Below are 22,756 nucleotides of genomic sequence, written 5' to 3'. Positions count from 1 at the left end.
GCGGACGTCACCTCCGAACGCCGACCTCCCCCACCCAGCCGGACTCCTCGTAGGCGATCCTGAGGCCCTTGCGGAAGGGGAGGTGCGCGGAACGGTCACCGGTACGGGGGCTCTCGTCCGGGCCCGTGTAGACGAAGGCCAGCAGGCGCGCCCCCGACTCGTCGACGACCAGGGTGTGGTGGCCTTCGGCCGTGATGACGGCGAAGCCGGTGCGCCCGAGCGGGTCGAGGACGTCCTTCTTCAGGACGATCCCGGGCTGGGCCGCGAGGACGCGCAACGTCGCGGCACGTGTGGCCGGGCTCGCGGGTGAGGCGAGCAGGTACCGCGCGGCGTCGAAGACGAAGGCCGGGAACGGCCCGTCCCGGTGGGCCGAGCGGAGCCACCGCTCCAGCTCTTCGGCGTCACCGGGCAGGTCCCGCACCTCGTCCATGGTCAGCGTCTCGCTCCCGACCCGCCATCGCAGCGAGAGCCGGGAGAAGTCCTCGGTACGCGGCCTGGGCCACAGTGCCGGGGCCCCTTTCGCCCTCCATGCCGCCTTCGCGGCTTCAGTGGCGAAAGTGATATTTACATCCTGGTTAGACACGATCCGCCCGGCCCGGCCGTCATACCAGGACTCGTCAGTGTGGGCGACGGTCGCGCCGGACCCGGCGGGTTCGAAGGTCCTGGTGCGCTCGAACCAGTACCGGCCTTCCGGGGAGGTCGTGCGCGCCGCCGTCTCCGCACCCGTCAGCAGGAACGACCGGGCGTCGAGCGTGACCACCCGCGTGCCGGGGGTCGCGACCGGGAGCGAGCCGGAGGTCTCGGAGGGCGGCACCTGGGCCTCGGGGTGCCGTACCGGGGAGGTGCCCGAGGCCGGGTCCGGGGAGGCGATCGCCGCGGTCCGGCCCCCGCCCGGCCCCCGCAGCCCGACCGTCCCCGTCATGACGGCGGGCACCGTCACGGCGGCGGCCAGCCCGACGAGGGCGCCGGTCAGCACGATCCCGGGGGTGAGGCGGAGACGGGACAGAGGGCGGGAGGCGTCGAGGGGCACGCGGAAGGACACGGAATCGGGAGCGCGACCGGACGCACGATCGGGCCCGGACACGGCCGTCGCGAAGGCACGGGCGAGATCGGCCTCGCGGCGCCGCCGGTGGGCGTCCTCGGTGAGTGCGTCCGGGCGCAGCGCGCGGACACGTTCGTTGACGTCGTTCAAGGCTGCTCCTGCAGGGTAGTGGTCGGGGTGAGGTCGAGTACCTGGGACAGGCGGCGGCGGGCGCGATACAGGCGAACGGTGAAGGCCCGGGCGGAACAGCCGGCGAGCTTGGCGGCGTCGGCCGGAGCCAGCCCGTACCAGCTGGCCAGGATCACCGCCTCGGCGTCCAGCTCGGACAACCCGGCGAGCGCCGCGAGAGCCGCCTCGCGCTCGGCGACCTGCTCGGCCACCCGCTCGGTCACGTCGCCCTCCGAGGACAGCTCCGCCAGCCGTTCCACCAGTGCCCGCCGTCGCAGCCCGGAACGCCGCTGCCCGCGCAGCAGGTTCCGGGCGACGCCGAGCAGCCAGGGCAGCGACGGCTCCGGCAGCTCCTCCAGCTGCCGCCAGGCGATCAGGAACGTCTCGCTCGCGATGTCCTCGGCCGCCTGCCGCTCCGCGCGCAGCAGCGTGTAGCCGAGCACGCTGCGATAGTGCTGGTCGTACAGCGCGGTGAATCGCGCTTCTGGATCATCCACACCAAGGAGTGCCTTTCCCGGCCCCCCGATCACCGGCCGGGAAGAGAAAAGTTATCCGGCACCCCGTTTCCCCACCCACCCGCCTCGGCCTGCCCCTGCCTTCTCCACGCCCTCGCCCGCATGGATCGCCGGTCTGACACCGCCCGGCGCCACGGTCGTTCCGAAGCGCTTGACCAGCCCGGATCCCTCAAGGACAACGTTCACGCGAGCACTTTCCCGTGCGGAGGACGGCGGCAGATCGACCGATCGTCTCCACGTCCCCCGGACGGGGTCGGCCGAAAGGACGATTCGCCGTCGCTTACCGGCACATCGGCCGGATGCCCGATCCGTGACCGCCTCAGGGCTGGCACAATCCAACAGGTGACGATTCGGGTGCTCATCGCCGATGACCAGGAACTGGTGCGGACCGGGTTCCAGATGATTCTGGACGCCCAGCAGGACATGGAGGTCCTGGCGACGGCCGCCAACGGGGCCGAGGCCGTCGAGCTGGCACGACGGTTACGGCCGGACGTGTGCCTGCTCGACATCCGCATGCCCAAGCTGGACGGCCTGGAGGCCACCCGCATCCTCGCGGGGCCGGGGGTGGCGGACCCGATGAGGGTGGTGATCGTCACCACCTTCGACCTCGACGAGTACGTCTACGGCGCGCTGCGCGCGGGGGCGACCGGTTTCCTGCTCAAGGACAGCGGGCCGACGCTGCTCATCGAGGCGATCCGGGCCGCGGCGGCCGGGGACGCACTGGTGTCGCCCTCGGTGACCGTGCGCCTGCTCGAACACCTCTCCCACCCTCGGGCCGGTGGCGTACGCCCGCCCAGCGAGCCCCTCACCGAGCGTGAGCTGGACGTCGTGCGCCTGGTCGCCAGGGGGCGGACCAACCAGGAGGTCGCCGCCGAGCTGTTCGTCTCACTGTCGACCGTGAAGACGCACCTGGGGAGCATCCAGGTGAAGCTGGGTGCGAGGAATCGGGTGGAGATCGCCGCCTGGGCGTGGGAGTCCGGCATCGTCGGCTGAGCAGGGCATCCGCGCTGATTAGCGGGAGCGCTGACGGGATAGGAAAAGGGGCAGGTCCTCAGCGCATGGCGGGGGGGAGATATACATGCGCTCTATCCCATCTCTACAAAAATCGGCCTCGGCCGTCTATGTCACGCTCACCGCACTGGTGGTCGCGGTCGCCGCCCTGGCGGTGTTCGAACAGGTCCGCGGTCGGCGCCTCGTCCTGGAGATATCCGAGCTCAACGGCGACCCCCACGCCCCCGGAGCCGACGCGGTCTTCGGCGCGGTCACCGTCTTCGCCATTCTGATCATGTTCTTCGCCGCATCCGCGATCGCCGCCGTCGCCGCCTACCTGAACTGGCTGCTTCGCGCCCGGCAGGGCGCCGACCGGACCGCGGTGGCGCCGGTCCTGGTGAGCTGGTTCGTGCCCGTGGTCAACCTGGCCGCGCCCCCCGTGCTGGTCGACCGGCTGTGGCGAGCCTCCCGCCCGCCGCTGGATCGCCGCCTGCGCTGGAAGGCGCTGCTCACCGCCTGGTGGCTGAGCTGGCTCGTCGCCTCCGCGCTGGTGCTGGCCCGGTTGTGGCCTGGGGCGCCCCAGGGAGGCGCGAGCCTGACCGGGTTCGGCCTGACCGAGCTGGTCGCCGTCGCGACCGCCTCCCTGCTGTGCGCGACGACCGTGCGGCAGATCACCGGGATCCAGGCCGCGGGCGGCGGGCACCGGCGGCGGACCAGGCCTGAGCGCCGCCTCCCGGCGCAGGCGGCGGAGACGGTCCCGGTGAAACCGACCTCGGTGCAGCAGGACCAGGTGCAGCAGGACCGGGTGAAGCGGAACCCGGTGAGATCGGTCCCGACCCCGCTCGCGGACGACCCCGCGCCCTCCCTCTCCGAGGCGCCCTCGCCGGAGGTCTCCGGGCAGGAGCAGCCCCAGGAGGTCCATCCCGCCGGACAGTGAGCGAGCACCGCCCCGCCCGATGGAAGGCACGCGGGAGGCACGCCGGGGCGGGACGTCACTCCCATGCCCTGATCAGCAGCCAGCCCTCGCCCGCGGTGTCGAACCTGAGCTCGTAGGTGCCGGCCCGGCCTCCCGAGGCGGCCTCGACCCGCCAGAACCGGCGCTCGCCGGGATCACCGGCGGAGGTCTTCCACCACTCGCGTGCGACGACCCAGTGGTCGAGAACCCTGCCGACGGCGTGGAGGCGATCGCCCCAGACGAACTGGACGGGCTGCCCGTCGCGGATCCACACTTCGACGGGGTCGCCGTAAAGTCTGCTCAAGACGCTCTTCTCCCGCGGCTTTCCGATGAGCACCCGGGGGAAGACGGGCCTGGCGTATCGAACATACGTTCTTACCGGGCCGGGCGCAAGTCCCCCACCTGCCGTACGAGCGGATTGGCGTCCACCGAGTTGCGGATGCTGAAGGTGACGCTGCCCGCGCGGTAGCGGTCGTCGGACCACTCGACGGGCCGCCCCTCGTGGGTGGTGGTGACCCGGCGCTGGCGCAGCAGCGGGCTGCCCCTGCGCACGGCCAGCAGCCTGGAGTCCTCGACGCCCGCGGCCACCGCGTCGATGAGGTGCTCGCCGTAGGCGAAGACGAGGCCGACACTCTCGTAGAGGGCCTGGGTGACCGACTCGCAGCCCGGTTCGATGCGCTCGACGGCCGGGGCGATCCACCCGGCGTAGACCGTGCGTTCCAGCATCACCGGCTCGCCCTCCAGGGAGCGCAGCCGCAGCACGAAAAGCACCGGATCGCCCGGCTGAAGCGCGAGCCTGGCGGCCTCGGTGACGCCGGCGCCCCTGCGGCGCTGCTCCAGCACCCGCCCGCTCACCCGATAGCCCATCACCCGCGCCCACTGGGCGAAGCTGTGCAGTTCGGCGAAGCTCTGGCTGCGCTCACGGCCGAGCACGATGCGCCTGGCGCCCTGGCGGGACCCGACCAGGCCCTCGGTGGCGAGTACGGCGACCGCCTGGCGGATCGTGCCGCGCGAGGCCGCGAAGCGGGTGGCCAGCTCGGACTCCGAGGGGAGCTGGGCGCCCACGGGGTGCTCACCTCGCATGATCGCGTCGCGTAGCTCCTCCGCGATGCCCATGTACCGGGCCGTCACATCCGCCCCCCTTCCGGCGCACCCGCGAACCCCACGGCTCTCTCCCATGCATCCCCGCACGCCCGGTGACCACGCAATCTCGCCTCGCCTCTCAAGCCGCCCGCTCGCATCCGGCCCGGCAGGCGTCAACGGAATCCCTCACTGCGCGCACCGTGTGTCCGACTGAACCCCACCCTAAACAAGCGTTATTGCCACACATAGCCCAAGTTCCCGCATTTCACCCTTGTACTTGGCCCGTTCACCAAACAGCAACTGATTCACGACATAGGAGGCCTAGCTTGTTTGTACAAGTTCGTCTACTTTCGTGAAATATTGCGCGACACCCCCTTGGGAGACACAGTGATCGCATCCCGAGTTCGCTTTGCAGGCCTGGCCGCATTCCTCCTGATGAGCGCCACAGCGTGCGGAGCCGCCCCCACCACAACGGCCCCCTCGGCGGGCGCCGACGGCGGCTCCGCGGCCGGAGTGGACGCCAGAACCGCCACCTCCGCCGCCGACTTCGGCGGGCTGGACAAGCTCGTCGAGGCCGCCAAGAAGGAGGGCAAGCTCCACGTCATCGCCCTCCCGCCCGACTGGGCCAACTACGGAAAGATCATCGAAGCCTTCAAGGCGAAGTACGGCATCGAGATCGAGAGCGAGACCCCCGACGCCTCCAGCGCCGACGAGATCAACGCGGTGAAGACCCGCAAGGGCCAGGACCGCGCCCCCGACGTGCTCGACATCGGCCAGTCCTTCGCGATCAGCGGCGCCGCCGAGGGCCTGTTCGCGCCGTACAAGGTCGAGAGCTGGGACAAGATCCCCGACAACCAGAAGGAGCCGAGCGGCCTCTGGTTCAACGACTACGGCGGCTACATCTCCATCGGCTGCGACGCCAAGAAGATCGACAAGTGCCCGGAGACCTACGCCGACCTACTAAAGCCCGAGTACAAGGGCAAGGTCGCACTGAACGGCAACCCCACCAAGTCGGGCTCGGCGTTCGCGGGCGTGTACGCGGCGGCCCTCGCCAACGGCGGCTCCTTCGACGACATCAAGCCCGGCCTCGACTTCTTCAAGAAGCTGAAGGAGACGGGGAACTTCAACCCGGTGGAGACCACCCCGGCCACCATCGAGAAGGGCGAGACCCAGATCAGCATCGACTGGGACTACAACAACGCCGCCTACGCCCCCAAGATGGCCGAGAAGGGCATCGACTGGAAGACCGTCATCCCCGGCGACGGCAAGTACTTCCAGCTTTACGCCCAGGCCATCAACAAGGACGCCCCGCACCCGGCCGCCGCGCGCCTGTGGCAGGAGTTCCTCTACAGCACCGAGGGCCAGAACCTCTACCTCGGCGGCTTCGCCCGCCCGGTGCTGCTGCCCGCGATGAAGGCCGACGGCACGGTCGACGCGACGGCGGAGGCCAACCTCCCGCCGGTCGAGGGTGACCCCACCTTCCCGACGGAGGCCCAGGTCAACAAGGCCAAGGAGGTCCTGGCCGACGGCTGGGGCGCCGCGGTCTCGGGATGACGGTCCCGGCTGTCACGGCCGCCGCCCCGCGCGGCGGCCGTCCTCGCTCCAAGAACTGGGTGGGAGCCCTGCCGCTGCTCGTCGTGACGGCGGTGGCCTTCGGGATCCCGGCGCTCACGCTGCTGGTCGGCGCGTTCACCGTCAAGGACCCGGTGACCAAGGTCTCCTCCCTCGGCACCGCCAACCTGTCCAGAAGCCTGCAGGGCCCCTACCTCAACGCCCTGATCAGCAGCGTTCAGCTGTCGGCCGTGGTGGCGGTCGCCGCCGCGGTCGCCGGGACGTTCCTGGCCCAGGCCGTCGTCACCTCCCGGTTCACGGCCCTGCGCGAGGCCGTGCTCACCTTCTCCGGCGTGCTGGCCAACTTCGGCGGCGTGCCACTCGCCTTCATCTGGATCGCCACCCTGGGCAACTCGGGAGTGATCACCACCGCGCTGGGCCTCGGCCCCGGAGTGCTGTACAACTTCTGGGGCCTCGCCCTGGTCTACATGTACTTCTCGGTGCCGCTGATGGTGCTCGTCGTGACCCCGGCGCTGGACGGCCTGCGCCCGCAGTGGCGGGAGGCGGCACAGAACAACGGCGCCACCACCTGGCAGTTCTGGCGCTACGTCGGCATCCCGGTGCTCACCCCGGCCCTGCTCGGCGGCGTCGTCCTGCTGTTCGGCGGCGCCTTCGCCGCCTACGCCACCGCCTACGCCATGGTCGGCAGCACGGTCCCCCTGGTCACCCTGCAGATCGCCGAGGCACTCACCGGGGACGTCCTCATCGGGTACGAGAACGTCGCGCTCGCCCTGAGCCTCGACATGATCGTCGTCGCGCTGCTGGTGATGGCGGTCTACCTGCCGCTGCAGAAGAGGAGCTCCCGATGGTTGCGGTAGCGACCCTGCCCGACGTCACTCCGGGTCCCGCCGCCACCGCCCGTCCCGGAGCTCGGCGGGCCTGGCGCGGGATCGTGCTGGTCGTCGCGGCGGTCTACTTCGTCGTACCGATGGCGGTGTCCTTCTGGTTCACCGTCTACTCCGAGGGCCAGGGCTTCTCACTCGCCGCCTACGGGCGGATCCTGTCGGCGCCCGGCTTCGTTCCCAGCCTGCTGCTCTCCCTGGCGCTGGCCGCGGCGACCATCGTCGCGGTGCTGCTGCTCACCCTCCCCGCCATGCTCGCCGTGCGGCTCGGCGCGCCCCGGCTGCGCCCCGTGCTGGAGGTGCTCTCCACGCTCCCGCTGGTCGTACCGCCGATCACCTACGTGGTCGGCATCAGCACGGCGCTGCGTGACGGCGTCGAGGCGCTGGCCGCCACACCGTTCTGGGCGACGCTCATCGCCATCCAGGACCAGAGGTTCCCCTTCGTCCTCGTGCTCGCGTACGTGATGCTGACGCTGCCGTTCGTCTACCGGTCGCTGGACGCCGGGCTGCGCGCGATCGACGTGCGGACGCTGGTGGAGGCGGCACGCAACCTGGGTGCCTCGTGGCCTTACGTGCTGTTCCGCGTGATCATCCCCAACATCCGCTCCTCCATCGCGAGCGCCTCCTTTCTCGCCCTCGCGCTGGTGCTCGGCGAGTACACCGTCGCCGCCCTGCTCGGCTACCAGACGTTCCCCGTCTGGATCGTCACCATCTCCGGGAACGACGGACAACTCTCCGTCGCCCTGTCGATCATCAGCCTGCTCCTCATCTGGCTGCTGCTGCTCACCCTCTCGGGTGCGGGAAGGAAACGCCGATGACCGTCGAGTTCCGGGGGCTGCGTCGCGCGTTCGGCCGCACGGTGGCCCTGGACGGCCTGGACCTCACCGTCGAGCAGGGCGAGCTGATGGCCCTGCTCGGCCCTTCCGGCTGCGGGAAGACCACCGCGCTGCGCTGCGTCGCCGGTTTCGAGCACCCCGACGCCGGAGCGGTGCTCGTGGACGGCAAGGACATCACCCGGGTGCCCGCCAACCGGCGGGACGCGGGCATGGTCTTCCAGTCCTACAGCCTGTTCCCCAACCTCAACGCGCGGGACAACGTGGCCTTCGGGCTGCGGGTGCGCAAGGTGCCGACCGCGAAACGGCACGCACGGGCGGATGAGCTGCTGGAACTGGTCGGCCTGCCGACGCACGCCCAGCGCTACCCGCACGAGCTGTCGGGCGGCCAGCAGCAGCGTGTCGCCCTGGCCAGGGCACTGGCGCTGGAACCACGCGTACTGCTGCTCGACGAGCCGCTGTCCGCGCTGGACGCCAAGGTCCGCGTCTCGCTGCGCGAGGAGATCCGGCGCCTCCAGCTCGAACTGGGCATCACCACCATCTTCGTCACCCACGACCAGGAGGAGGCCCTCTCGGTCGCCGACAAGGTCGCGGTGCTGCGTGCCGGACGGCTGGAGCAGTGCGGCCCACCGGCCGAGGTCTACGACCGGCCCGCCACCCCGTTCGTGGCGGAGTTCGTCGGCGCGATGAACCACGTCCCCGGCCACCTGTCCGGCCGGGAGGTGACCGTGATGGGGAAACTCATGCCGGTGGACGGCTCCGTGCCGTCCTCGCCCGAGGTCGACGTGCTGGTACGGCCGGAGGCCGTGCTGGTCACGCCCTCCCCGGAAGGGAACGCCACGGTCGTGGCGTCGTCCTTCCGTGGCTCCACCGCGCGGCTGCGGGTGCGGGTGGGCGAGCTGGAGGTCCTCAGCGACGTGCCGGGACACGACGCGGTACGCCTGGCGCCGGGCACGCGGGTGAACGTCTCCCTCGTGCAGCGGCCCGTGCTCGTCGCCGCGCGCACCGCCCCCGCCCTCACCCCTGAGGACTCCCCTGAGTCCCCGGGGTCGCCGGACTCCGCGACGCCCTCCGGGTCGTCCGGGGCATCAGAGTCCGAGGACGTCGCGGGTGTCGGGTGAGCTCAAAGCCGTCCTGTTCGACATGGACGGCACGCTCGTCGACACCGAGGGAATGTGGTGGCAGGCGTGCGTGGCGGTCGCCGCCGAGCTGAACCTGGAGCTGACGGGGGCCGACGCCGGCCACGTCCTGGGCCGCATGGTCGAGGACGTGGCCGGCTACCTCGCGCGGCGCGCACCGTCCCCGCCCGGCGTGGAACGGATCGGGGTTCGGCTCACCGAGGCCTTCGCCGGGCGGATCTCCGGCGGGGTGACACCGCTGCCCGGCGCGATCCGGCTGCTGGACGAGCTGAGGGAGGAAGGCGTGCCCGCGGCGCTGGTCAGCGCCTCACCACGACTCATCGTGGAGATGGTGCTGCGCACCGTCGGGGCGGAGCGCTTCGCCCTGGTCGTGGCCGCCGAGGACACCGTTCGCGGCAAGCCGCTGCCCGACCCGTACCTGCGGGCTGCCTCCGTGCTGGGCCTCGACCCCGCCGACTGCGTGGCCGTGGAGGACAGCCCGACCGGGCTCGCCGCGGCCCGCGCGGCGGGGTGCCTGGTGGTGTCGGTCTCCGGCGGTCCGGCGCCCGAGGACGTGCTGACCGTGGACGGCCTGGAAAAAGTCGGCGTGCCGCTGTTGCGTCTGCTGGTGAGCGGCAGAAGATCGATAGGCTGAAACACCCATGTGACGGCGTAGGCGGTTAGGCACAAAGGTGAGCGACCTCAGTCCCGACGAACCCCTGCAGATAGGCCGATACCGCGTGCTCAGCCAGCTGGGCAGGGGCGGGATGGGCACGGTCTATCTCGGCGAGTCCCCTGACGGGCAGCAGGTCGCCATCAAGGTCATCAATCCGGAGTACAGCAGGCACGAACGGTTCCGGATGCGCTTCCGCAGGGAGGCCGACGCGGCGCAGCGGGTCCGCAGGTTCTGCACGGCCGCGGTCGTCGAGGCCGCGCTCGACGGCGACCAGCTCTACGTCGTCACCGAGTACGTCACCGGCCCCAACCTTGAGGAGGCCGTCGACGCGGACGGGCCGCTCCGCGGCTCCAGCCTCGACGCGCTCGCCGTCGGGGTGGCGACCGCGCTGACCGCCATCCACGGCGCCGGAGTCGTGCACCGCGACCTCAAGCCTTCCAACGTGCTGCTCTCCCCCATCGGCCCCCGCGTGATCGACTTCGGTATCGCCCGCGCGCTGGACACCCTCGGCGGGATGACCGGGACCGGCGAGATCCTCGGCACCCCCCGATACATGGCGCCCGAGGTGCTGCGCGGTGAGCCGGTCTCCGCCGCCTGCGACGTGTTCTCGTGGGGCTGCCTGATGGCCTTCGCCGCGAGCGGGCGGGCGCCGTTCGGCGGCGAGGCGCTCCCCGCCGTGCTGTACCAGGTGCTCAACACCGAACCCTCTCTGGAGGGCATGGAACCCGCGCTGCGCGAGCTCGTCACCTACGCCCTGACCAAGGACCCGCGCAACCGGCCCACCTCACAGCAGCTCCTCGACCACCTGGTGGGCCGCTCCGCCGCGCCGGAACAGGCCGCCCACTCGGTCCAGGCCTCCTGGCAGGGCCCCGGGGAGACGCCGGACGGCGCCCCCTGGAGCGGCACAGGTCCCGCCGGTCCCGCGGGTACGCCTTCCGTCCCCGGCCGAAGCCACCCCGAGCAGAATCCCGACCCCGCCCGGAGCCACCCGGGACAGGGCCCCGACTCCGCCTGGAGCCACCCGGGACAAAACCTCGACCCCGGCTGGAACGAACCGGGACGAAATCCCGACCCCGCCCAGGGGGACGCGGCTCACACCGCGCAGTCCGCCCGGGGCGGTCACGCCGACTCCGGCGCCTCGCCGCCGGGCGGCGGCCACTCCTCGCCCGGCGCCTCCCACGACGGCCCCGGCCACACCCTCCCCGGGCCGCCGGAGGGCGGCACCTGGCCTTTCCCGCGCGGCCTCGCGGGCGGGCGGCGCAACCTCGCCGTCGGGGTGGCGGTGGCGGCCCTGCTGGTGGCGGCAGCGGGGATCGGGCTGCGCCTCACCCTCGCTCCCGGCGGCCCCCCCGAGGACCTCCCCCTGCTCTACCAGGACGACTTCACCCAGAGCGGCACCGGCTGGAGCGGCGGCACCTACAGCCCGTTGACCGGCACGTACGGCTACTCCCCCAACGGTTACTACGCCGTCGACGTCAGCGGTTACTCCCCCATCAGGCGGGAGCAGGCCCCGATCCCCTTCGTCTCCGCTCCCCCGGCCACCCCCGACCCCACGGCGAGCCCCATACCGATCACTCCGAGCCGAATCCTGCTCGGCTCCGACATCACGATCCGCTCCGGCACCGTCGGTATGGGCGAGTACGGGCTGTTCTGCCGGGGCGAGGACGACAACAAGGCGACGCGGTACGAGTTTCTGCTCGACACCTCGGGCAACGCCCGCATCCGCAAGACCGTCAAGAGCGCGGGGGGCGAGCTCACCAAGCCCGTCAAGGTCGACCTGCCCAAGGGCGAGGCCGTCCGGCTCACGGCGGAGTGCGCAGGCGTCGAGGGCGGTGTGCGGCTCACCATGTGGGTCAACGACGAGCAGACCCAGTCGTTCCTCGACACCAACCCGCTGCCCAACGGGCTCGTCGGCGTGATCGCCCGGGTGGGCGAGAGCAGTGACGCCGTCCTGCGGACCGCGTTCGACAACTTCACCCTGCACGGCCCCGCACCCGCCACACAGCCCTGACGGCGAGTGATCCGCACCCTGCGGGGAACGGGGCATCCGACCGACCAAAGGAGTTCAGCACGATGCGCGCCATAGTCGTCTCCGCCACCGGTGGACCCGAGGTTCTCACCTACACCGACGATCACCCGGACCCCGAGATGAACCCCGGTGACGTCCTGGTGGACGTCACCGCCTCCGGGGTGAACTTCATCGACGTCTACCACCGGATGGGCCGCTACCCGCTCTCCCTGCCCTTCGTTCCCGGCGAGGAGGGCGGGGGCACCGTCGTCGCCGTCGGCGAGGACGTGCGCGACGTCGCCGTCGGCGACACCGTGGCGTGGGCGAACGTGCCGGGCAGCTACGCCTCCAGGATCGTGGTGCCCGCCTCCAAGGTGCTCGCCGTACCCGAGGGGGTGACGGCCGAGGCCGCGGCGGCCGTCACCCTCCAGGGACTGACCGCCCACTACCTGACGCACTCCACGTACGAGGTGAAGGCGGGCGACGACGTCCTGGTGCACGCCGCCGCCGGGGGGATGGGCCTGCTGCTCACCCAGATCGCCAAGCTGCGCGGCGCCCGGGTCATCGGCACGGTCTCCACCGAGGAGAAGGAGACCCTGGCCCGCCGGGCGGGCGCCGACGAGGTGTTCCGCTACAAGGGCTTCGCCGACGCGGTCCGCGAGCTGACCGGCTCCGGCGTGCACGTCGTCTACGACGGCGTGGGCGCGGCCACCTTCGACGAGAGCATCGCCTCGCTGCGACCGCGCGGCATGATGGCGCTGTACGGCCAGGCCAGCGGCCCGGTCCCGCCGTTCGACCCGCAGATCCTCGCCAGGAACGGCTCCCTCTTCCTCGCCCGTCCGACGCTCGGCTCCTACATCGCCACCCGCGACGAGCTCGCCTGGCGCGCCTCCGACCTCTACGGCTGGGTCGCCTCCGGGCAGCTGCGGGTGCACGTCTCCGAGCGCTACCCCCTCGCCGAGGCCGCCCGCGCCCACGAGGACCTCGAAGCCCGCCGTACGACCGGCAAGCTGCTCCTGATCCCGTAACGGCGCGGAGGTCCGGTCAGTGCGCCGGCTGGGCGGGCCAGTCCAGGAGCCGGGCGCCCAGGACCGCCGTCTCCAGGGTGAAACGCTGGGTGGGATCGTCCGGCGAGAACCCGGTGAGGCGGCGGATCCGCTCCAGCCGGTAGGTCACCGCCCGGGTGCTGATGTCGAGCCTGCGCGCGGCGGCGGTCTGGTTGCCCTGGGAGGCGAAGACGGCCTCCAGCGTGGCGAGCAGCGGCTCGGGGCCGCCCCGCGCCTCGAGCAGCGGGCTGAGCACGCTCGTCACCAGGTCCTCGATCGCCGCTCGGTCCCGCAGCAGTACCGGGAAGACCAGCAGGTCGGCGGCCTTGAGCACCGGGGCGCGCAGCCCCAGCCTGTCGCCGAACCCGATGGCGTTGATCCCCTCCCGATAGGAGGTGACCACCCCGCCGGGGCCCCGGTGCGCTCTGCCGAGCCCGACCCGCCAGCCGGGCGCGAACATCTGGCGCACGTGATGGGTGAACTCTCCGTTCACGACGCCGAGGCTGCCCGGCGCCACGCACACGAGCATCCCGTCGCGTACCGTGACCAGCACGTTGTGCGAGCCGAACCTGGCGACCAGCGCCTCCTCGATCCTCCTGGCCGTCCCCTCGGCCTCGCCCGCGAGCCCGCGGACCTCCTCTTCCCCTCCGTGCCCCTCGAACCCTCCGCGCCCCTCGAACCCGCCGTCCCCCGAAGCGACGGCCGCGGCGGCTCCGGTGGCAGGGCGGGCGACGGCGACCACGTACGTCTCCGCCATGCGGAGCCCGAAGTGCTCGGCCTGTTCGGCGAGCCTGTCGGCACGGCCCTGGAGCAGGTCGTCGACGAACTTCCTGCGCGCCGTCTCCTCCCGGCGCAACGCCGCCCGCTGGGCGTTCTCGTACCCTTCCATCAGGGCGGAGACCGTACGCCGCAGGGCCGGGAGCGGGGTGGGGGTCACCGACTCGGCCGTCGCCAGCGCGGCCTCGACCAGTGCCCGCACGGACACGCCCCGCTCGGCGGCCAGCGCACCGGCGGCGCGGCAGTCGTCGAGCTCGGCCCGCCCTGGCAGCCTGCCGGTGGCGGCCGCCTCCCGCAACATCCGGAGATGGCCGCCGAGCAGCTCGTCCATCAGACTCCCACGTCACGCCTGTCGAAGGCCGGCATCGCGATCAGGAGCAGCACGACGGTCGCCCCGGCCAGCACGAGATAGTCCCCCACCGGGAATCCCAGCTGGATCGGACGCCCGTCGAGGTAGTAGTGGAACGGCGAGATCCAGCGCAGCCAGGACACTCCGTCCACGTCCTTGCCCATGGTCTCGACCACGTATCCGGCCACGGCGACCACCCCGACCACCGCGAGGGCGACCCCCCTGCGACCCGTCGCGGCGCCGACCGTCAGGCAGAGCGTGCCGAAGAAGAGGGCGAGCAGGAAGACACCGACGTGACCGGCGAGGATCCTGCCGGCGGGTACGCCCATGTCGACGGCGGCCGCCAGGCCGAGCACGACGAGGAAGGTGGCCGCCGCCACGCCGAGCAGTGCGAGGGCGAGGGCGGCGAAGCGCTCCAGGACCAGTCGCCTGCGGTCGACCGGGAGGGTGAGGACGAGTTCCAGCGTGCCCGACTCCTCAGGCTGGGCGATCGCCCGGTTGCCGATCACGGCGGCGCACATGATGAACAGCAGCGGCCCGAACAGCTGGTAGACGAGGGTCTGCAGATAGCCGGAGCCGCTGGTGAATCCCTCCTCCAGGCCGCCCATGAGGTCGCGCATCGCCCCGGGGAACTTGGTCAGCGCCACTTCCCCGTAGAGGTCGGGGTTGCTCTGGATGTTCGGGTAGAAGGCCAGGTACAGCGCGAAGAAGGCGCTGAGCCCGATGGTCCAGCCGAGCAGCGGTCTGCGGTAGTCACGCAGGCTTTTCGACACCAGTGCGGGCATCGCGCGCCTCCCCTTCCTCTTCGTGCCGGCTGTAGTAGGTGAGGAAGATCTCCTCCAGGTCGGGCTGGGCGCTGACCATGTGCACCACGGTGAACCTCGCCGCCGCCTTGATCAGCGCGTCCGGGCGGCCGTCGATGGTGCAGCGCACCCCGGCCCCCTCCACCCGCAGATCCCGTACGCCGGGCAGGTTCTCGAACGCCTCCGGAGGCACCGGGGCGTCGAAGTGGAACTCCACCCGGCGCACCGCCTTCTCCCTGAGCGCGGAGACGTCCTCCACCGCGACCAGCCTGCCGGCGCGCACGATGCCGACCCGGTCGGACACGTCCTCGGCCTCGGCCAGCACGTGGGAGGACATCAGCACGGTACGGCCCGAGGCGCGGACCTCGCGGACCATCGCGAGGAACTCCTGCTGCATCAGCGGGTCCAGGCCGCTGGTCGGCTCGTCGAGGATCAGGAACTCCGGCTCGTGCATGAAGGCCTGGATGAGCCCGACCTTCTGCCTGTTGCCCTTGGAGAGTTTGCCCATCGGCACCGACAGGTCGGCCTCCAGCCTCTCGGCCAGCTCCTCGATCCGCCCCCTGGGCACGCCGTCGCGCATCGCGCCGAGGAAGGCGAGGAACTCCCCCGCCTTCTCCCTGCCCTCCAGGGCCAGCTCGCCGGGCAGGTAACCGATCCGGCTCCGCACACCCGCCTCGCGGGGATCCCTGCCCAGGACCGTCATCCGGCCCCTGGTGGGACGGATGACGTCCAGGAGCAGCCTGATGGTCGTTGTCTTTCCCGCTCCGTTCGGGCCGAGATACCCGAACACCTCCCCCGGTCGGATCTCCAGGTCGAGATCCTCAAGTCCTCGGCGCCCGCCGTAGAACTTGGTGAGCCCTTCGGTCTCCACCACACTTGTCATGCGTCAGATCGTGCCCTCTCGCCGGCGCCTGAGGTCATGTCAGGACCCGGACAACTGGCCGCCCTTTCTTTGCGGGAATTCGGAACCCGCCCGGTTCGTCGCGGAGACCTGGAACCCGCCGGGTTCGTCGCGGGGATCCCGAACCTGCTCGGGCTCGGCGGGAACCCGGCGCTCCGGGGCGGGGATATTGTGAGCCCATGAGCCTGGACACTGCCTTCGTACTGGGTGGCGGGGGCGTTCTCGGCGCTCACGAGGTGGGCATGCTGCGTGCGCTCGACGAGGCGGGTATCAAGCCCAACGTGATCGTCGGCACGTCCGTGGGCGCGCTGAACGGCGTCGTGTTCGCCGCCTCCCCCGGTGACGCGGTCGAGCGTCTGAACACGCTGTGGAGTTCCGACATCGTCCGTACGGCGTTCGCGGGGTCCTGGGTGACCCGGCTGTCCACCCTCGCGAAAAGCGGCACCCACCTGCACTCCTCCGAGCCGCTGCGCGACCTGCTGGCCAGGACGCTCCCGGTCTCCCGCATCGAGGACCTTCCCGTGTCGTTCCAGTGCGTGGCCGCCTCCGTCGAGCGCGCCGCCGCGCACTGGTTCACCGAGGGGCCGCTCGTCGACGCGGTCCTCGCCTCCTGCGCCGTTCCAGGGCTGCTGCCGCCCGTCCGCGTCGGCGAGGGCCACTACCTCGACGGCGGGCTGGTGCACAGCATCCCGGTCGGCCGGGCCGTCGCGCTCGGCGCCCGGCGCGTCTACGTGCTGCACGTGGGCAGGATCGAGCGTCCCCTGACGGTGCCGCGGCGCCCGTGGGAGGTCGGCATGACCGCCTTCGAGATCGCCCGGCGACACCGCTTCACCGAGGAGATGGCCACCCTGCCGGACGACATCGAGGTCCACGTGATGCCTTCGGGGGGCGAGTCCCGGCCGGGAATGGACTTCTCCCAGCTGCGATATCGGGATATTTCGCATATATCTAAATACATCGATCGCGCGTACCGGGCCTCGGCCGACTACCTGGCCCGGCACTCGCCCTCCTGAGCCACGTCAACCGTCCGCCCTGGCATGGATATGAACCACATCGCGTTGTACGTATACATCTGGGTACCTCACGGGGACATGTCCGCATCAGCGCCCAACTGAGTCACGCCGGTCTGAGTCGCACCGGTCTGAGTCACACCGGTCTGAGTCACACCGGCACCCACACGCCTACACACCGCACATCCACACAGGCAGGAGCCGCTCGTGCTGCCTCCTCGCATCATCCGCCGCCTGGTCCTCGCACCTCTCGTCATCGTGCTCACCGTCCTCGCGGTGCTCACGCTCCCGATCTGGCTGCTGGTGGTGACCGCGGCCTCGCTGCGCCTGCCGCCCCCGCAGCGGCGCGGCACCCGGCTGGTCTGGTTCGCGATGGCGTGGCTGACGCTGGAGTCGATGGCGCTGTGCGCCTGTCTGTGGTTGTGGGTGACGAACGGCCTGGGCGGCAGGCTCAGCCGTGACGAGTACCAGGAGCAGCACTACCAGCTGATCCAGTGGTTCCTGTCCAAGATCTACGAGGCCGCGGTGCGGATCTTCCGCCTTACCGTCGAGGTCGACGAGCCGTCGCCGACCTCCGACGAGACCTCCCGGCGCCTCACCCGCCCCGTCATCGTCCTGTCCCGCCACGCGGGTCCCGGCGACTCCTTCCTGCTCGTCCACCACCTTCTCGCCCGGTACCACAGGCGCCCGAGGATCGTGATGAAGGCGGCCCTGCAGTTCGTCCCCTCGCTGGACGTGGTGATCAACCGTCTCCCCAACGCCTTCGTCCACCGCAAGACCGCCGAGAGCGGCATCCTCGGCGAGATCCGCCGCCTGTCCGCCGGGATGGACGCCGACGACGCCCTGGTGATCTTCCCCGAGGGTGGCAACTTCACCCCGAAGCGCCGCTGGCGGGCCATCCTGAGGCTGGAGCAGAAGGGCCTGACCGAGGAGGCCGCGCGGGCCCGCAGGCTGGAGCACCTGATGGCCCCCCGACCCAACGGGGCGATCGCCGCCATCGAGGCCTGCCCCGAGGCGGACGTGATCTTCGTCGCGCACACCGGTCTCGACGACCTGATCACCTTCGGGGACATCTGGACCCGTCTTCCGCTCAGCGCCCAGATCAAGGCCAAGTGGTGGCGGGTCCAGGCCGCCGACGTGCCCCGCGAGCGCGAGGAGCAGATCCGCTGGCTCTTCGAGCACTGGGAGGAGATCGACGCCTGGATCACCGAGAACCAGCCGGCCCCCGCCCCCGCGACCTGACGCACGTCGGCGCCGCGATGTGCGTCCGAACACGTCGGCTCGTGACGCGGGTCCGGCCACCTCGGTTCGCGACTCAGGGCCGAGGGCGCCGGTTCGCCATGCCCGCCTGACCACGTCGCCACGACGCCGACCTGGCCGCGGATCGGTTCGCGACGCCGGTGGGACTACCAGTCCTGGGAGAGGCCCGACATACGGCGGAGGTATTCGTCCTCGTCGATCTCACCGGCCGCGTAGCGGCGCTTGAGGATCTCGCGGGGGCTGTCGGCGACAGGCTCGTGTTTCGCCCCGCCTGCCGCGGTGGCGCGGACCGTCCTGGTCACGCCGAGGATCACCACCACGATCACCGCGATGACGAAGAGCAACACCAGGATGCGGAACATCGTCGGCCTCCCCTACCTCCCCATTGGATTCGCCGGGGACTATCGAGTTTACCCGGCAGGAGACCTTCCCCCTTTCCGCCATCTGAAGTGATTTATCCACCTTCGTCCCTCAAAGGAAGCAGCGCGGATAAGAAATCACCTCCCAACCCACCGGAACGGACACCGTTCTCAGCCGACGGAAAGACCAGCGCCTCACCCAACGGAGGGAACCCCCGGCTCTGGTCGCTTCGCCGGTCGCCTCCGGCGCGCCTCACCCCGCGGAGGGAGCGCCCGCCGAGAAATCCGGGGCCTCACGCGAGACACCGCCGGGCGGCAGCGACGGCAGCCCCACGGGAGCCCCGCCCTCCAGCAGCCGGAGCAGGGCACCGGTGTCGACGTTCCGCTCGATCAGGTCACCGAGCGCGTCCAGCCTCTCCTCCCTCAGCGCGGCGAACGACACGTCCGGCGCCGGGGTGAAGTCACGGCCGCAGACGGCGGCCACGTCGGCGAGGAAGGCCCGGCGGAAACCGTCGTTCTCCAGGGCGCCGTGCCAGGTGGTACCCCACACCGAGCCGTCACGGCAGCCGTCCAGGAAGGGCTCGCCACCGTCGGCCGTCACCACGCCGTGGTGGATCTCGTACGCGGAGACCGGGTGGCCGTACGCGGCGCCGACCGGACGGCCCAGCGTCTTGTCCCCGGCGAACTCCACCGACGCGGGCAGCAGCCCCAGCCCCTCGACCAGGCCCGCCCCCGACTCCACGTCGTCGCGGATGGTCCTGGCGAGCATCTGGTAACCACCGCAGATGCCCAGCACCGCCCGTCCCGGCAGGGCGGCGGCCAGGCCGGTGGCACGGAGCCACTCCAGGTCGGAGACCGTGGCCCGGGAGCCCGGCAGCACCACCAGGTCGGTGTCCTCCAACTCGCCAGGGGAGGTCACGAAGCGGACCACCACCCCGGGCTCGGAGGCCAGCGCGTCCACGTCCGTGAAGTTGGAGATCCTCGGCAGCCGCACCACCGCCACCCGCAGGGTCTGCCCGCCGTACGGGGCACACGTACCGGGCGTGGGCCGGTTGTCCAGGGCGAGGGAGTCCTCGACGTCCATCCAGAGGCCGTCCAGCCAGGGCAGCACCCCGTACACCTCGCGGCCGGTCAGCTCCCTGATCATGTCCAGCCCCGGTTCGAGGATCTCGGGCGCCCCCCGGAACTTGTTGATCACAAACCCGGCGACCAGCGCCTGGTCGGCGGGCTCCAGCAGCGCGACCGTCCCGTACAGCGCGGCGAAGACCCCGCCCCTGTCGATGTCGCCGACCACGATGACCGGCAGGTTCGCGGCGCGGGCCAGGCCCATGTTCGCGATGTCGCCCCTGCGCAGGTTGATCTCCGCCGGGCTGCCCGCCCCCTCGCAGACCACCACGTCGTACGCGCCCCGCAGCCGCTCAAGCGCGTCGACCGCGACCTGGCGGAGCCGCTCCTTGACGTCCCAGTACTCCATCGCGTCGACCTCGGCCATCGGCCTGCCCATCACCACGACCTGGCTGCGCCGGTCACTGCCCGGCTTGAGCAGGATCGGGTTCATGTCGGCACTGGGTTCCAGCCCGCACGCGGCCGCCTGCATCGCCTGGGCCCTGCCGATCTCGGCGCCGTCGGCGGTGACGAAGGAGTTGAGCGACATGTTCTGCGCCTTGTACGGCGCGACCCTCACCCCCTGCCTGGCCAGCCAGCGGCAGATCCCGGCGGTGACCACGCTCTTGCCCGCGTCAGAGGTCGTCCCCGCGACCAGCAGCGCCCCCTTCACCCCTTCCTCCCGTACGAGCCCGCCCCGCCTGAACCTGGCCCGCGTGAACCTCGCCCGGATGAACCCCGAACGGCGGCCAGGACGGCGAGCCCCGCCGCGGCCAGGCCGACCGCCCGCGCCAGCCGTACCGACCTGCGAATGTCCGCGACCGAGGGCGCGGACCCCTCGCCCATCTCCGGCCGGTGCTCCACCCTGGTGCCGTACACGTTCACCCCTCCCAGGGTGAGGTCCAGCGCCCCCGCGAAGGCGGCCTCGCAGCGACCCGCGTTGGGACTGGGATGGCGGTGGCCGTCCCTGCGCAGCACCGCCGCCGCCCGCCGCGCCGAACCGCCCACCAGGGGGGCGCCGAGCGCGGCGAGCAGCCCGGTGATCCGGGCGGGCACGAAGTTGGCGACGTCGTCGAGGCGGGCGGCGGCCCACCCGAAGCGCTGGTAGCGCGCGTTCCGGTGCCCCACCATCGCGTCCAGCGTGTTGACCGCCCGGTACGCGAGCAGGCCGGGCACCCCGGCCACCGCCCCCCAGAACAGCGGCGCCACCACCGCGTCCGAGGTGTTCTCCGCGATCGACTCGACGGTGGCCCTGGCGAGCCCGGACTCCCCGAGCCCCGACGGGTCGCGCCCGCACAGGTGCGGCAGCCTCCCCCGCGCCCCCGCGAGATCGCCGTCCTCCAGGAATCCGGCCATCGCCGTACCCTCGCGGCCCAGCGTCGTACCGCCGATGACCGCCCACGTCGCAGCCGCGCTCAGCCCTGCCCGCACCACCGGGTCGCGCGGCCGGGTCGCGACATGACCGAGCAGCGCCACCGGGACGACACACAGGGCCACATGGAGCACACCTCTCGCCCGGCTGTCGCCGTACACCCGCCCCTCCACCCCGGCGGCGGCGGTGCCGAACAGCGCGACCGGATGCCCGCGCCGGGGATCGGCGAGCACGGCGTCGATCGCGACCCCGGCGAGCATCCCCACCCCTTCGGCAACTCCAGGTCTCTTTAGTCCCACTTTGGCGATCAGTCGACTAAATGAGGTGTTCATGGAGTTCATCTTGGTGGGTCTCCAGCCACACGCAGGCCCGCCGGATGCGCTCCCCCGCCCCACCGGCCCACATCCGGGCCCACCCGCCGTTCCCGCCCTGCGCCTCGGCCTTGGCCCGCATCGCCTGGTAGGAGCGGTCGAAGCGGAGCCGGGCGAGATCCAGCAGCCGACGACGATCACGGGGCTCCAGGCCGTACGCGTCACAGAACAGGCGTAGCCGGGGACCGATGTCGAGACGACGCTGGAGCGGCTCCAGGTCGAGGGGGTCGGCGATCGGCGCCCAGTGCCGCAGCGTGGTCACCACGTCGAACAGCCGGGTCGTCGGCCGGGCCATGTCGAAGTCGATCAGCGCGGCGGGAAGCCCGTCACGGAAGATCACGTTGTCGAGGTTGACGTCGCAGTGCCCGATCAGCCGCGGCGCCGCGTCGTCGTTGGACCCGGCCTCCCAGACCGCCCCTCGCGGCGGGACGAACCCCTCGGCCGCGTCGTGGAAAGCGCGCAGCAGCCGCGCCAGCCCGGCCAGAGACTCCTCGGTGAGCGCGTACGGGGGCAACGGCCTGGCCGCGGACTCCCCCTCGACATAGCTCAGGATCTCCCTGCCCCGCTCGTCCACCCCCAGCGCCCGGGGAGCCCCCTCGAACCCGGAGCGCTCCAGATGACGCAGGAGCGCGTGCACCGAAGCCGTGGAGGCCCTGCAGGGCCGCCGGACGGTATCCCCGACCCGCACCACCCCGTCGGTGACATCACCGCCCAGAAGGGGGATCTCCTCTTGGGCCGTCGCGACGAACATGGCATACGAGCCTAGACCGCTCCGTCTCCTCAGGAGAACGATTCGGACAGACCGATCTTCACACGCCGGGACAGCCGGAAGCCGTTCTCACCGGATGCCCCCCGGCGACTCATCGTGGAGCCGGTCGACAGCCCGCGCCCCTACCCGATCACAGGCCGTGCCTCGCGCCCCGGTCCAGCCGGGCGCACCTTCGAGACGGGCCACCACGCGGGTGAAGAGGTCACGGCCACCGCTCGCCCACACCCGGCATCCGCGACGCTCCCTACAGGATCCGGAGGGTTCGCAGGGTGATCCTCACGACACAGCCAGGAAACCGATACATGAGCACTCCCCGGATCATGCACAATTAAGCGGGAGCACCCTTAGCTCAGCTGGATAGAGCACCGGACTTCTAATCCGACGGTCGCAGGTTCGAATCCTGCAGGGTGCGCTGCCAAGACCAGGTCATCCACGCGCTGACCTGGTCTTTTGCTTGTCCGGGGCCTGCGCGATCCTTGTCGCCGAGGGCACCTGCCACGCGGCCCTCGACCAGACCGCCGTATTTCCACCGGCCGGGGGCGCCGATGTGAGCATGCCCTGCCTCTCCTTGAACGCTCACCACCTTCGCGCTCAGCGACTCGCGAACCACGACCGACTCCCGCCGCCGGCGCCTCGCAGCACTCGCCCGAGCGGTCGAGTGCCCACTGCGTTGAGAGCCCCAACAGACGCCCGCTGGGCGGATGAGGTTGTCGGTACGCGCGGGGTTGACGCGCTCCGCCTCGGACGTATCTTTTATTTAGGAAAGTTTCCTAAGAGCTCCCTCCGTTGCACAT

Annotated in this window: 22 protein-coding genes and 1 tRNA gene; 12 read left to right on the top strand and 11 right to left on the bottom strand. The window is 71.2% G+C overall.

Annotated elements, in window-relative coordinates:
- Window positions 1-7: 7 nt before the first annotated feature.
- Together ACIBH4_RS15215 and ACIBH4_RS15210 are read right to left on the bottom strand one after the other, a co-directional pair.
- Window positions 8-1,192, bottom strand: a complete 1,185-nt coding sequence (locus ACIBH4_RS15215; RefSeq protein WP_362766259.1) for a hypothetical protein — start codon at window positions 1,190-1,192, stop codon at window positions 8-10.
- Entirely contained in the window at window positions 1,189-1,707 is a 519-nt protein-coding gene (locus ACIBH4_RS15210) for an RNA polymerase sigma factor (RefSeq protein ID WP_362766257.1), read from the bottom strand. The genes ACIBH4_RS15215 and ACIBH4_RS15210 overlap by 4 nt, the downstream gene beginning before the upstream one ends.
- Before the next feature lie 360 nt (window positions 1,708-2,067).
- Here ACIBH4_RS15210 and ACIBH4_RS15205 point away from each other — a divergent pair, with 360 nt between their 5' ends.
- Window positions 2,068-2,718, top strand: coding sequence for a response regulator transcription factor (locus tag ACIBH4_RS15205; RefSeq protein ID WP_362766254.1), 651 nt, complete (start codon window positions 2,068-2,070; stop codon window positions 2,716-2,718).
- A gap of 85 nt (window positions 2,719-2,803) precedes the next feature.
- On the top strand, window positions 2,804-3,652 hold the full coding sequence (locus ACIBH4_RS15200; protein ID WP_362766251.1) for a DUF4328 domain-containing protein: 849 nt from the start codon (window positions 2,804-2,806) through the stop codon (window positions 3,650-3,652).
- 55 nt (window positions 3,653-3,707) lie between these two features.
- Here ACIBH4_RS15200 and ACIBH4_RS15195 read toward each other — a convergent pair whose 3' ends face one another.
- Both ACIBH4_RS15195 and ACIBH4_RS15190 read right to left on the bottom strand, forming a co-directional pair.
- A complete protein-coding gene (locus tag ACIBH4_RS15195; RefSeq protein WP_350945361.1) occupies window positions 3,708-3,974 on the bottom strand; it encodes a DUF6504 family protein in 267 nt (88 codons plus the stop codon).
- Window positions 3,975-4,045: 71 nt separating this feature from the next.
- Window positions 4,046-4,801, bottom strand: coding sequence for a GntR family transcriptional regulator (locus ACIBH4_RS15190; RefSeq protein ID WP_362514720.1), 756 nt, complete (start codon window positions 4,799-4,801; stop codon window positions 4,046-4,048).
- 387 nt (window positions 4,802-5,188) lie between these two features.
- Between ACIBH4_RS15190 and ACIBH4_RS15185 the strand changes: the two genes are divergently transcribed.
- The 7 genes from ACIBH4_RS15185 (at window position 5,189) to ACIBH4_RS15155 (ending at window position 12,869) form a co-directional block, all read left to right on the top strand.
- Window positions 5,189-6,307: an extracellular solute-binding protein gene (locus ACIBH4_RS15185; RefSeq protein WP_362514717.1), complete on the top strand. Its 1,119-nt coding sequence runs from the start codon at window positions 5,189-5,191 to the stop codon at window positions 6,305-6,307.
- On the top strand, window positions 6,304-7,182 hold the full coding sequence (locus ACIBH4_RS15180) for an ABC transporter permease (protein ID WP_362514714.1): 879 nt from the start codon (window positions 6,304-6,306) through the stop codon (window positions 7,180-7,182). Before ACIBH4_RS15185 ends, ACIBH4_RS15180 begins: the two co-directional genes overlap by 4 nt.
- Complete coding sequence (locus ACIBH4_RS15175; protein WP_362514711.1) at window positions 7,170-8,024, top strand: ABC transporter permease subunit; 855 nt, start codon at window positions 7,170-7,172, stop codon at window positions 8,022-8,024. The genes ACIBH4_RS15180 and ACIBH4_RS15175 overlap by 13 nt, the downstream gene beginning before the upstream one ends.
- Window positions 8,021-9,160 carry an ABC transporter ATP-binding protein gene (locus tag ACIBH4_RS15170; RefSeq protein WP_362514708.1) on the top strand — a complete coding sequence of 380 codons (1,140 nt, stop codon included), beginning with the start codon at window positions 8,021-8,023 and terminating at the stop codon, window positions 9,158-9,160. The genes ACIBH4_RS15175 and ACIBH4_RS15170 overlap by 4 nt, the downstream gene beginning before the upstream one ends.
- Entirely contained in the window at window positions 9,150-9,812 is a 663-nt protein-coding gene (locus ACIBH4_RS15165; RefSeq protein WP_362514706.1) for an HAD family phosphatase, read from the top strand. The genes ACIBH4_RS15170 and ACIBH4_RS15165 overlap by 11 nt, the downstream gene beginning before the upstream one ends.
- A gap of 37 nt (window positions 9,813-9,849) precedes the next feature.
- The gene (locus tag ACIBH4_RS15160; protein ID WP_362766248.1) at window positions 9,850-11,844 is read left to right on the top strand and encodes a protein kinase; all 1,995 of its coding nucleotides are present in this window, start codon (window positions 9,850-9,852) and stop codon (window positions 11,842-11,844) included.
- Window positions 11,845-11,906: 62 nt separating this feature from the next.
- Window positions 11,907-12,869 carry a quinone oxidoreductase gene (locus ACIBH4_RS15155; protein WP_362514700.1) on the top strand — a complete coding sequence of 321 codons (963 nt, stop codon included), beginning with the start codon at window positions 11,907-11,909 and terminating at the stop codon, window positions 12,867-12,869.
- A 16-nt stretch (window positions 12,870-12,885) separates the two neighbouring features.
- On the opposite strand, the gene ACIBH4_RS15150 is transcribed toward ACIBH4_RS15155, so the two are convergent.
- Genes ACIBH4_RS15150 through ACIBH4_RS15140 form a run of 3 tightly spaced genes read right to left on the bottom strand, consistent with a single transcriptional unit; the run spans window position 12,886 to window position 15,699 of the window.
- On the bottom strand, window positions 12,886-13,995 hold the full coding sequence (locus tag ACIBH4_RS15150; RefSeq protein ID WP_362766245.1) for a helix-turn-helix domain-containing protein: 1,110 nt from the start codon (window positions 13,993-13,995) through the stop codon (window positions 12,886-12,888).
- Window positions 13,995-14,798, bottom strand: coding sequence for an ABC transporter permease subunit (locus ACIBH4_RS15145; protein ID WP_362514691.1), 804 nt, complete (start codon window positions 14,796-14,798; stop codon window positions 13,995-13,997). The genes ACIBH4_RS15150 and ACIBH4_RS15145 overlap by 1 nt, the downstream gene beginning before the upstream one ends.
- Window positions 14,767-15,699 (bottom strand): ABC transporter ATP-binding protein, encoded by a 933-nt coding sequence (locus ACIBH4_RS15140; protein ID WP_362514688.1) that lies wholly within the window; start codon window positions 15,697-15,699, stop codon window positions 14,767-14,769. Before ACIBH4_RS15140 ends, ACIBH4_RS15145 begins: the two co-directional genes overlap by 32 nt.
- Window positions 15,700-15,896: 197 nt before the next feature.
- Here ACIBH4_RS15140 and ACIBH4_RS15135 point away from each other — a divergent pair, with 197 nt between their 5' ends.
- The gene (locus tag ACIBH4_RS15135) at window positions 15,897-16,730 is read left to right on the top strand and encodes a patatin-like phospholipase family protein (RefSeq protein WP_362514685.1); all 834 of its coding nucleotides are present in this window, start codon (window positions 15,897-15,899) and stop codon (window positions 16,728-16,730) included.
- Between the two features lie 204 nt (window positions 16,731-16,934).
- Window positions 16,935-17,969 (top strand): 1-acyl-sn-glycerol-3-phosphate acyltransferase, encoded by a 1,035-nt coding sequence (locus tag ACIBH4_RS15130; protein ID WP_362514682.1) that lies wholly within the window; start codon window positions 16,935-16,937, stop codon window positions 17,967-17,969.
- 164 nt (window positions 17,970-18,133) lie between these two features.
- On the opposite strand, the gene ACIBH4_RS15125 is transcribed toward ACIBH4_RS15130, so the two are convergent.
- From ACIBH4_RS15125 to ACIBH4_RS15110, 4 genes are all read right to left on the bottom strand, one after another.
- Window positions 18,134-18,349 (bottom strand): SHOCT domain-containing protein, encoded by a 216-nt coding sequence (locus ACIBH4_RS15125; RefSeq protein WP_362514677.1) that lies wholly within the window; start codon window positions 18,347-18,349, stop codon window positions 18,134-18,136.
- Window positions 18,350-18,599: 250 nt separating this feature from the next.
- Window positions 18,600-20,123, bottom strand: coding sequence for a cobyric acid synthase (locus ACIBH4_RS15120; RefSeq protein WP_362766242.1), 1,524 nt, complete (start codon window positions 20,121-20,123; stop codon window positions 18,600-18,602).
- Window positions 20,120-21,088: a cobalamin biosynthesis protein gene (locus ACIBH4_RS15115; protein WP_362514668.1), complete on the bottom strand. Its 969-nt coding sequence runs from the start codon at window positions 21,086-21,088 to the stop codon at window positions 20,120-20,122. Before ACIBH4_RS15115 ends, ACIBH4_RS15120 begins: the two co-directional genes overlap by 4 nt.
- A gap of 49 nt (window positions 21,089-21,137) precedes the next feature.
- Window positions 21,138-21,944 carry an aminoglycoside phosphotransferase family protein gene (locus ACIBH4_RS15110; RefSeq protein WP_362514665.1) on the bottom strand — a complete coding sequence of 269 codons (807 nt, stop codon included), beginning with the start codon at window positions 21,942-21,944 and terminating at the stop codon, window positions 21,138-21,140.
- A gap of 356 nt (window positions 21,945-22,300) precedes the next feature.
- Here ACIBH4_RS15110 and ACIBH4_RS15105 point away from each other — a divergent pair.
- Window positions 22,301-22,374 (top strand) — tRNA-Arg (locus ACIBH4_RS15105).
- Window positions 22,375-22,756: the final 382 nt, after the last annotated feature.

Origin of the sequence: Streptosporangium sp. NPDC050284, assembly GCF_044459525.1 — a bacterium.
In the GTDB taxonomy this organism is placed as follows: Bacteria; Actinomycetota; Actinomycetes; order Streptosporangiales; family Streptosporangiaceae; genus Streptosporangium.
The sequence above is the reverse complement of the archived record's forward strand: the minus strand, read 5'-3'. Positions and strand labels throughout refer to the sequence as shown.